At 78.6% G+C, this 6,286-nt stretch carries 7 protein-coding genes and 2 pseudogenes; 8 read left to right on the plus strand and 1 reads right to left on the minus strand.

Features of this window, described 5'->3' with window-relative positions; all coding sequences use genetic code 11:
- Positions 1-48: 48 nt before the first annotated feature.
- The 8 genes and pseudogenes from GTR00_RS11670 to mutM form a co-directional block, all read left to right on the plus strand.
- Positions 49-1,122: pseudogene (locus GTR00_RS11670) on the plus strand (GGDEF domain-containing protein); the annotation flags it as partial.
- A 161-nt stretch (positions 1,123-1,283) separates the two neighbouring features.
- On the plus strand, positions 1,284-1,841 hold the full coding sequence (gene rsmD, locus GTR00_RS11675; RefSeq protein WP_166611795.1) for a 16S rRNA (guanine(966)-N(2))-methyltransferase RsmD: 558 nt from the start codon (positions 1,284-1,286) through the stop codon (positions 1,839-1,841).
- Positions 1,842-1,864: 23 nt separating this feature from the next.
- Positions 1,865-2,473 carry a pantetheine-phosphate adenylyltransferase gene (coaD, locus tag GTR00_RS11680; RefSeq protein WP_323132414.1) on the plus strand — a complete coding sequence of 203 codons (609 nt, stop codon included), beginning with the start codon at positions 1,865-1,867 and terminating at the stop codon, positions 2,471-2,473.
- A gap of 2 nt (positions 2,474-2,475) precedes the next feature.
- Positions 2,476-3,048 (plus strand): ATP synthase F0 subunit B, encoded by a 573-nt coding sequence (locus GTR00_RS11685; RefSeq protein ID WP_166611796.1) that lies wholly within the window; start codon positions 2,476-2,478, stop codon positions 3,046-3,048.
- 181 nt (positions 3,049-3,229) lie between these two features.
- A complete protein-coding gene (locus GTR00_RS11690) occupies positions 3,230-3,847 on the plus strand; it encodes a YceD family protein (protein WP_323132415.1) in 618 nt (205 codons plus the stop codon).
- Between the two features lie 2 nt (positions 3,848-3,849).
- Entirely contained in the window at positions 3,850-4,053 is a 204-nt protein-coding gene (gene rpmF / locus GTR00_RS11695; protein ID WP_166611797.1) for a 50S ribosomal protein L32, read from the plus strand.
- A gap of 61 nt (positions 4,054-4,114) precedes the next feature.
- Positions 4,115-4,804, plus strand: a complete 690-nt coding sequence (gene rnc / locus GTR00_RS11700) for a ribonuclease III (protein ID WP_323132416.1) — start codon at positions 4,115-4,117, stop codon at positions 4,802-4,804.
- Positions 4,805-4,807: 3 nt separating this feature from the next.
- Complete coding sequence (mutM, locus tag GTR00_RS11705) at positions 4,808-5,758, plus strand: bifunctional DNA-formamidopyrimidine glycosylase/DNA-(apurinic or apyrimidinic site) lyase (protein ID WP_166611798.1); 951 nt, start codon at positions 4,808-4,810, stop codon at positions 5,756-5,758.
- Positions 5,759-5,767: 9 nt separating this feature from the next.
- On the opposite strand, the pseudogene GTR00_RS11710 reads toward mutM, so the two are convergent.
- Positions 5,768-6,286, minus strand: a pseudogene (locus GTR00_RS11710) (hypothetical protein); the annotation flags it as partial.

Consider the following 6,286-nt stretch of genomic DNA (forward strand, 5'->3'; position numbering starts at 1 on the left):
CACCAGGGCGCTGCGCGACGGGCCCGCCCCGGCACCCGATGGGAGGGCGTGCGAGCTCCGGCGAGGCGGGCCCGTCGCGCAGCGCCCTGGTGGGCCCCCCGCGACGGCGCCGCGGGCACCCGCGCCGCCGGCGGGCTGGCCCTGGTCGGCGCCGTCTACATGCTGCTCAACGCCCTGTTCGTCCCCGACGCCCTCAACGGCGTCCCCGGCGGGCTGGCGGTGACGCTGGCCGCGGCCGCCGTCCTGGCGCTGCTCAGCGCGGTGCCCGTCCTCGCCCCCCGCCGCGCCCCGCGCTGGAGCGCGGCGCTGCTGGCCCTGGTGGGCCTGGCCGAGATCGTGGCCCTGGACGTCTTCACCCGCGACGCCTCCTTCAGCGCCCAGGTGTTCCTCGGCTGGCCGGCGGTCTACGCCGCCTACCACCTGCGCCGCCCGGCCGCCTGGGCCGTCACGGGCGCGTGCCTGGCCGCGCAGGTCGGCGTGCTCACCGCCGTCGCCGGGCTGGGGGAGGTCGTGCAGGACACCCCCGCCTGGGCGACGACCTTCGCGGTGGTCACCTGGCTGACCTCCACCGGGCGCAACCGCCAGGAGGCGCTGGTGGGACGGCTGCGCGCCGAGGCCGCCGAGGACGTCCTCACCGGCCTGGCCACCCGCCGCGCCTTCGACCGCGCCCTGCAGCGGCACCTGCGCGAGGGCACCGTCGGCGCCGTGCTGCTCGTGGACGTCGACCGCTTCAAGCAGGTCAACGACGAGCACGGCCACGCCGCCGGCGACGCCGTGCTGCGCGTGGTGGCCCAGGAGCTGCGCGCGGTGTGCCGGGCGGAGGACGTCGTCGCCCGCCTCGGCGGCGACGAGCTGGCGGTGCTGCTCGTGCACGCCGGGCCCGGTGCCCCGGCCGCGCCCGGGACCGCCTGCCCGCTGGCGCTGGAGGCCGCCGAGCGCTTCCGCGCCGCCGTCGCGGGCCTGCGCGCCCCCGCGGCCGACGGCCGGCCCGGACCCCGGCTGAGCGTCAGCGTCGGCCTGGCCGGCGCCGGCCTGCCCGGCGAGGGCCCCGAGCAGCTGCTCGCCCGCGCCGACGCCGCCCTGTACGACGCCAAGCGGGCCGGTCGCGACCGCGTCGTCGCCGGCGCCGCGCCCGCGCCGCCGCCCGCGCCGGTGCCCCGCACCGCCCGCGGCGGCGGGCAGTAGCCTGCCCGCGTGGACGGACCGGACGCCCCGCCGCCCGGCCCGCGCACCGCACCGGCCGCCCGCCGCGGCCCCCGGGCGCGGCGCCGCGGCGGGCGCACGTGACGCGCATCGTGGCCGGCGCGGCCGGCGGCCGGCGGTTGAGGGTCCCGCCGGGCGACACCACCCGGCCCACCAGCGACCGGGTGCGCGAGGCGCTCTTCTCCGCCCTGGAGGCGGCCGGCGCCGTCGACGGCGCCCGCGTGCTGGACCTGTACGCCGGCTCCGGCGCGCTGGGCCTGGAGGCCGCCAGCCGCGGCGCGCGCGAGGTCGTCCTGGTGGAGGCCGCGCGCGCCGCGGCGCGCACGGCGGGCGCCAACGCCGCCGCGCTGGGCCTGCCGGGCGTGCGCGTGGAGCACGAGCGCGTCGAGCGCTTCCTCGCCGGCCCGCGCGCGGGCGCCGCCGGCGGCTGGGACCTCGTGCTGCTGGACCCGCCGTACGCCGTGGACGAGGAGGCCCTCGCCGGCGTGCTGGCCGCCCTGGTGCCGCTGCTGGCCGAGGACGCCGCCGTGGTGGTGGAGCGCTCCGCGCGCAGCCCCGAGCCGCGCTGGCCGCACGGGTGGCCGCCCGCCCGGCAGCGCCGCTACGGCGAGACGGGCGTGTGGACGGTGCACCCGTAGCGCGCCCGGCTAACGTGCGCCGGGTGCCCGACGCGAACGCCCCCGACGCCCCCGCCGCCGACCCGGCCGTGCGCCGCTGCGTGTGCCCGGGCAGCTTCGACCCGGTGACCCTCGGGCACGTCGACGTGGTGCTGCGCGCGGCCGACCTCTTCGACGTCGTGCACGTCGGGGTCGCCGTCAACCCCGCCAAGCGGGGGGTGTTCACCGGCCCCGAGCGGGTGCGGCTGGTCCGCGAGGCCCTGGACGCCACCGGCGACGAGCGCGCCCGGCGGGTGGTCGTGGAGGGCTTCGCCGACGGCCTGCTCGTGGACCACTGCCGCCGCCTGGGCGCCCGGGTGGTCGTCAAGGGCCTGCGCGGCGGCACCGACTACGCCTACGAGCTGCCGATGGCGCTGATGAACCGCCACCTGGCGGGGGTGGAGACCCTCTTCCTCGTCGGCGACCCCCGCTTCGAGCACGTCTCCTCCAGCCTGGTCAAGGAGGTCGCCCGCCACGGCGGCGACGTGGGCGGCCTCGTGCCGGGGGTCGTGCGCGAGGCGCTGCTGCGGCGGCTGGGATCCGCCGCGGCGGTGGGGGAGGATGACCCGCGGCCGCCGAGCGGAGCGGCCGGCGGACCCTCTGGAGGCAGGTAGTCGTGGAAGTGCACGAGAAGCTCGGCGAGCTCGCCGCGCTCGTGTCGGGGGCGCGCGCGGTGCCCCTGTCGTCGTCGGTCGTGGTGGACCGCGAGCAGCTGCTCCGGCTCGTCGCGGAGGTGCGGCGCCTGCTGCCGGCGGAGGTCCAGCAGGCCGGCGACGTGCTGGCCCAGCGCGACGAGGTCCTCCAGGCGGCGCGCGCCGAGGCCGACCACCTGCTGGCCCGGGCCCGCGCGCAGGCCGAGGAGCTCACCGAGGCGCAGGCCGTCACGCGCGCGGCGCGCGAGCGCGCCGAGCACGTCGTGGCCACCGCCCGCGAGGAGGCCCGCCGGCTGCGCCTGGACGCCGACGCCTGGTGCGACGGCAAGCTCGGCGACTTCGAGGAGGAGCTGGAGCGCCTGCAGCAGCAGGCCCGCCGCGGCCGCGACCGGCTGAAGGTGCGCGCCCCCGAGCAGGACGACGCCGCCGCGGCCGGGGCCGAGGAGCAGCAGGGCGCCCCCGACGGGCAGGAGCCGCCCGCCGCGCAGGCCCCCGCCGGGGCGCACCCGGCTCCGCGGCCGGGCCGGGAGGGCTGAGCGCGCGGCGGGGCGCGCGGCGGGGCGCGCCGGCCGCGGCACCGGGCGATTCGGTACCCGGGCCCCGGCTCGGCTACCCTTGTCCACGGCCTCGACGCCGGTGAGCGTGGCCACCCCCGGTCCACGGACCGGCCGGGTGGGGACGACCACGGGCGGCGGGGCCGAGTGGTGCTCCGAACGCGTGGGAGGCAGGGCTGTGGTCAAGGTGCACGAGGGTCGACTCGACCCCAACGCCCCGCTCGTGCTGTCCACCCACGAGCTGGGGCGGCGCCCGGGCACGATGCGCACGCTGCGGCGCACGGTCCCGGCGCCGGCGGACCTGGGCATCGCCGTCATCGGCGTGCCGGAGGGCAGCGACCTGGAGCTCGACCTGCGGCTCGAGGCGGTCATGGAGGGCGTGCTGGTCTCCGGCACCGTCCGCGGCCGCGCGGTGGGGGAGTGCGTGCGCTGCCTCACCGAGGTGAGCCAGGACGTCGAGGTCGAGGTGCAGGAGCTGTTCGCCTACCCGGGCAAGACGCCCGCGGAGGTCGGCGAGGACGACGACGAGGTCCGCGAGATCGCGCCGGGCGAGCTCATCGACCTCGAGCCGACGGTGCGCGACGCCATCGTGCTGGAGCTGCCGTTCCAGCCCGAGTGCGACGGCCCGTGCCAGCAGGACTACGAGATCGGCGTCTCCGAGCGCACGCTCGGCGAGGCCGAGGACACCGAAGAGCCGGCGGACCCCCGGTGGGCCGCCCTGCAGGGCCTGCTCGAGCAGCAGCCCGGCCAGACCCCGTCCGACACGAGAGAGAAGAGCTGACCGTGGCCGTCCCGAAGCGGAAGATGTCCCGCAGCAACACGCGGTCGCGCCGCGCCCAGTGGAAGGCGTCCGAGGAGACGCTGACCCGCACCGTGCAGCGCGGCCAGGTGGCCTACCAGCGCCCGCACACCGCGCGCGTCGTCACCGACTCCGCCGGCACCCCCCTGTACCTGGAGTACAAGGGCCGCAAGGTCAAGGACCTCTGAGCTGACCGCTCAACAGGACCGCGCCACCGGGCCGGGCGACGTCGCCGACGTCGCCCGGCTCGTGGCCGCCCTGGGCGTCGACATCGACGCCGGCCTGCTCGTGCAGGCGCTGACCCACCGCTCGTACGCCTACGAGCACGGCGGTCTGCCCACGAACGAGCGGCTGGAGTTCCTCGGGGACTCCGTGCTGGGGCTCGTGGTCACCGACACCCTGTACCACCGCCACCCCGACGTCTCCGAGGGTCGCCTGGCGAAGCTGCGCGCCGCGGTCGTCAACTCCCGCGCGCTGGCGGACATCGCCCGCGGCCTGGACCTGGGCGCCCACGTGCGCCTGGGCAAGGGCGAGGAGACCACCGGCGGGCGCGACAAGTCCTCCATCCTCGCCGACACGATGGAGGCGGTCATCGGCGCCGCGTACCTGTCGCTGGGCCTGGAGAGCGCGCGCGAGTTCGTGCTGCGCCTGACGGCCGGGGTGATGGAGTCCTCCGAGCGCCTGGGCGCCGGCACCGACTGGAAGACGGCGCTGCAGGAGCTCACGGCCGCCTCCGGGCTGGGCGTGCCCTCCTACGCCATCACCGACTCCGGGCCCGACCACGCCAAGAGCTTCCGCGCCGACGCCGTCGTCGGCGGCACCGTGCTCGGCCACGGCGAGGGCCGCAGCAAGAAGGAGGCCGAGCAGAAGGCCGCCAGCGCGGCCGTGCAGGCCCTGCAGGAGGCGCAGGCCGCGCGGGCCGTCCGCAACGGCGGCTGACGCGTGCCCGAGCTCCCCGAGGTCGAGGTGGTCCGCCGCGGCCTGGCCCGCTGGGTCGCCGGGCGCCGGGTGCGCGAGACGCAGCTGCTGCACCCCCGGGTGGCCCGCCGCCACGGAGCAGGCCCCGAGGACGCCGTCGCCCGCCTGCGCGGCACCGTCCTCGCCGACGCGGTGCGCCGCGGCAAGTACCTGTGGATGCCGCTGGTGGACCCCGGGCGCGGCGCCGCCGGCGAGGCCCTGGTGGTGCACCTGGGCATGAGCGGGCAGCTGCTCGTGGAGCCCGAGGACGCCCCCGAGGAGAAGCACCTGCGCGCCCGCTGGCGCTTCGACGGCACCCGCGTGCCCGCCGACGCCGCCGGCACCGAGCTGCGCTTCGTGGACCAGCGCACCTTCGGCGGCCTGGCGGTGGTGCCGCTGGTGCCCACGCCCGACGGTCTGCCCGGCGGGCTGGGCGAGCACCCCGGCGCCGCGTGGGCGCCGTCCCTGCCCGCGCCCGTCGCGCACATCGCCCGCGACCCCCTGGACCCCGCCTTCGACGACGCCGCGCTCGCGCGGCGGCTGCGCGAGCGCACCACCGGCGTCAAGCGCGCCCTGCTGGACCAGTCGCTGGTCTCCGGGGTGGGCAACATCTACGCCGACGAGGCGCTGTGGCGGGCGCGGCTGCACTACGCCCGCCCCACCCGCGCCCTGCGCCCCGCGCAGGTGCGGGAGCTGCTGGCGGGCCTGCGCGAGGTGATGGGCGCCGCCCTGGAGGCCGGCGGCACGAGCTTCGACTCCCTCTACGTCAACGTCAACGGCGCCAGCGGCTACTTCGACCGGTCCCTGGCCGTGTACGGGCGGGCGGGCCGGCCGTGCCCGCGCTGCGGGACCCCGGTGCGCCGCGACGCGTTCATGAACCGCTCCTCGTTCACCTGCCCGTCGTGCCAGCCGGCCCCGCGCACCGCGCACCCCTGAGCGCGGCGCTCACACCACGCGCAGCTCCGTCCACGTCTCCGCCAGCCCCGGCAGCGCGGGCACGGCGGTGCCGGTCAGGCGCTCCACGACCACGAACAGCCACTCCTCGGGGTCGTCGCGCTCGCCGTCCTCCACGGGCAGCGGCTCGCCCTCGTCGACGACCGCCTCGCCGGCGCTGACCACCAGCAGGCGGGTGGGCACGCCCGCCTCGGCGACCTCCAGCACGTAGGTGTCGGCGACCCCGGCGTAGCAGGCGGCCACCGCGCGGGCGGCCCCGCTGCGCGCGGCCAGCGCCTCGGGCACCTCCCCGAGGGCGTCGCCGCGGAAGTGCACGTGCAGCACGCCGCCGCGCACCGCGGCGGCGACCGGGAACCCCTCGAAGCGCGTCGAGGTGGCGCTCCCCGCGGCGAACCCGCCCGGCAGCGCGTCCAGGCCGCCCTGCACGAACAGGTCGGCGCCGTTCCAGCCCATCTCGTCCCCCGCTCCCCCCGGGCCCCCCGGACGTCCTGGTCCGCGGGGCCCGGGGGG

It is taken from the genome of Kineococcus indalonis, from assembly GCF_009906395.1.
GTDB classification, from domain to species: Bacteria; Actinomycetota; Actinomycetes; order Actinomycetales; family Kineococcaceae; genus Kineococcus; species Kineococcus indalonis.